Annotated in this window: 2 protein-coding genes; both read left to right on the forward strand. The window is 38.9% G+C overall.

Translation table 11 applies throughout. From position 1 onward, the window contains the following. Positions 1-210 precede the first annotated feature (210 nt). Entirely contained in the window at positions 211-1,329 is a 1,119-nt protein-coding gene (locus F752_RS0122445) for a sensor histidine kinase (RefSeq protein ID WP_017733995.1), read from the forward strand. Positions 1,330-1,547: 218 nt separating this feature from the next. Beyond that, entirely contained in the window at positions 1,548-2,753 is a 1,206-nt protein-coding gene (locus F752_RS0122450; RefSeq protein WP_017733996.1) for an IS256 family transposase, read from the forward strand. Positions 2,754-2,813 lie beyond the last annotated feature (60 nt).

Raw genomic sequence — 2,813 nt, forward strand, 5'->3', positions numbered from 1 at the left:
GCATAGGATAACAAGTTAATAATTTACACTTAACCTGCTGTCCTATTTTCGGGGTCCATTATAGTCTGGCTCTTTTTTTTTGCACCAGTCCTTTGTGATTAGGGGCTTTTAACTTTAAAGGTGAATCATCCGTAATCTTTAGTAGCAGATTTGCTCTTGCAAATCAAAATCTCGAATTTTTAATTGTTATCCAGTAGCTAAACAGTTTATATGATTGATCCATCGGAACAAGAATCAGAAGATAAAGACAAACATCTCAGCAACCTATCTTGGCTGAATGACGAATTAGAAAACTATTTTCGAAATACAGTAATACCACAATTATTTGTTGATGCCGATTTTATCCTTCGGAAATTTACCCCACCAGCAATGAAGCACTTCAATCTTTCTTCGGCTGATGTAGGTAGGCACATAAGTGATGTATCCCATAATATTCGGTATCCCACAATTGTAGAAAATATCACAGAGGTAATTGAGAGTAAGCAGGATTTAGAAAAGGAAATACAGACCACCGACCTCAGGTGGTACCAGATGAATGTCTTACCCTATATTGTTCAGAAAGAAAATAAATCCAACGGAGTAATTATTACGTTTGTCGACATCACCGACCGCATCGAGATATTGAAGCGATATGAGAGGCTAAATCTAAATTATGAAAATATATTTTATTCAGTTTCTCATGACCTAAAAGGTCCTCTGGCAAACATAGAAGGGTTGATTAAGCTATTGGAAGAGGTTCCTAATATAAAGAAGGGAGCAGAAGATGCCAAATCCATTATTAAGGTGTTGAATTTATCTGTTGGAAACCTTAGGAAAACAATTGAGGAACTCACCACAGAGGTCTACATCGGTGATGAAGACAGCCTTTTTGCAGAAGCAGAAGAAAGGATTAGTTTGGAAAAAATTGTTGAGGATGTGCAGCTTGCATTGAAAGATAAAATTTCGAGAACTGATGCAAGGACTACTACTGAATTTAATGTGTCAGAAATAAAGTTTTCCAAAAAGAATATCAGAAGTACCATTTACAATCTTGTGAGCAATGCCATTAAATATAAGGCACCAGACCGAGTACCTGAGATACTCATTAAAACCGAAAAGGTAAATGACTATGTGCTCCTGTCTGTTAAGGATAACGGTCGTGGTATTGAAGAAGATAAGCAGGAGGTTATCTTTTCTCGGTATACCAGATTAACCGATGATGATGATGTAGAAGGTACAGGAGTTGGACTCTTCATTGTTAAAAGAATGGTTGAAAGTGGTGGTGGTAAAATTGAAGTAGAAAGTTCTTTGGGAAAAGGATCAACCTTTAAGGTCTACTTAAAGGATTAGAAAAGCTAATTGAAACAGTCAGGCTTTATTGGATTCAATGGAAAAAAAGCCCAACAAAATTTTTACATCCTGTTGGGCTTCGATAGTCTAAAAAACTTTCAGCTTAAAAAATTGGGTAGTTAAAAAAATAGGTAGCGTCTAAATAAGTGTGTAAATGGAGGTTCGGGATAAAAAATCCTGAACCTTTTTTATTAACTTATATAAACATTTACGCAGCCATGATTAGCAAAGATGATTTTTTAAATGCAGAGTTCTTAAAGCAGTTCAAGGACTCCAAAGAATTTGCCTCTTTTATGGAAGAGCTCTATGTCAGAGGCACTGAAAAGATGCTTGAAGCAGAGATTGATAACCACCTGGGCTATCAGAAATATGCTACTGAAGGTAAGAATACAGGTAATTCCCGTAATGGTAAAACCTCTAAAAAGCTCAAGACCCAATATGGAGAAGTAAACTTAGAAGTGCCTAGGGATAGAGCAGGTTCTTTTGAGCCAGTGGTAGTGCCGAAGCGCAGCAACCTTGCTGAAGGCATGGAAGAGTTGGTCATCAGCCTGTATGCCAAGGGCATGAGCGTAAGAGATATAGAAGAGCAGCTTCGGGAGATTTACAAGTTTAACCTCTCTGAGTCCACCATTTCTAATATCACCGCTAAGGTCAGTGAGGATATTCTGGAATGGCAGCATAAGCCCCTGGAGGCCCTTTATTACATTGTTTGGATGGACGGCATTGTCTTTAAAGTAAGGCATAACGGGAAAGTCATCAACAAGACCATTTATCTGGCAGTAGGCCTGAATAAGCAGGGTATGAAAGAGCTGCTGGGCATGTGGCTTGCCGAAACAGAGAGTGCTGCTTTCTGGGTAGGCGTATTAACCGATATTAAAGCCAGAGGCGTAGAGGATATCCTCATCACCTGCACCGATAATCTCAATGGCTTTACTCAAGGTATTAAAAGCGTATTTCCTGAGGCTGTAACCCAGATATGTGTAGTGCATCAGATAAGGAATTCTTCCCGTTATGTAGTCTGGAAGGATAAAAAAGCCTTTGCCCATGATATGAAGGCTATTTATAATGCTCCTACAAGGGAAATGGCCGCAACTGAACTAGACCATTTTGAAGAGCTTTGGGGCAGTAAATACCCCTATGCCATCAAATCCTGGAGGAATAACTGGGAGGACTTAACTGCCTTTTTTGATTTCCCCCTGGAGATTAGGAGAATCATCTATACGACCAATCTTATTGAAAATCTGAACGGGAAAATCAGGAAATATACGAAAAGCAAAGGCTCCTTTCCTGACGATAATTCCGTAAAAAAAGCTGTTTTTCTGTCCCTGAGAGAAATCACTAAAAAATGGACTCAACCCCAAAGGGATTGGGGTATAATTCTCAACCAGTTTGTCAGCATTTATGAAGATAGGTGCAGGCTTTAATCCTGAAATTTTCTTAACTTGATAATGCACACCCGAAGAGGACACAGGCTCTGCTGAGGA

The organism is Nafulsella turpanensis ZLM-10 (assembly GCF_000346615.1).
Lineage (GTDB): Bacteria > Bacteroidota > Bacteroidia > Cytophagales > Cyclobacteriaceae > Nafulsella > Nafulsella turpanensis.

Excerpts from the sequence above, each read along its gene's own strand:
- F752_RS0122445 (WP_017733995.1), top strand. The coding sequence starts at position 211 with ATGATTGATCCATCGGAACAAGAATCAGAAGATAAAGACAAACATCTC.
- F752_RS0122450 (WP_017733996.1), top strand. The coding sequence starts at position 1,548 with ATGATTAGCAAAGATGATTTTTTAAATGCAGAGTTCTTAAAGCAGTTC.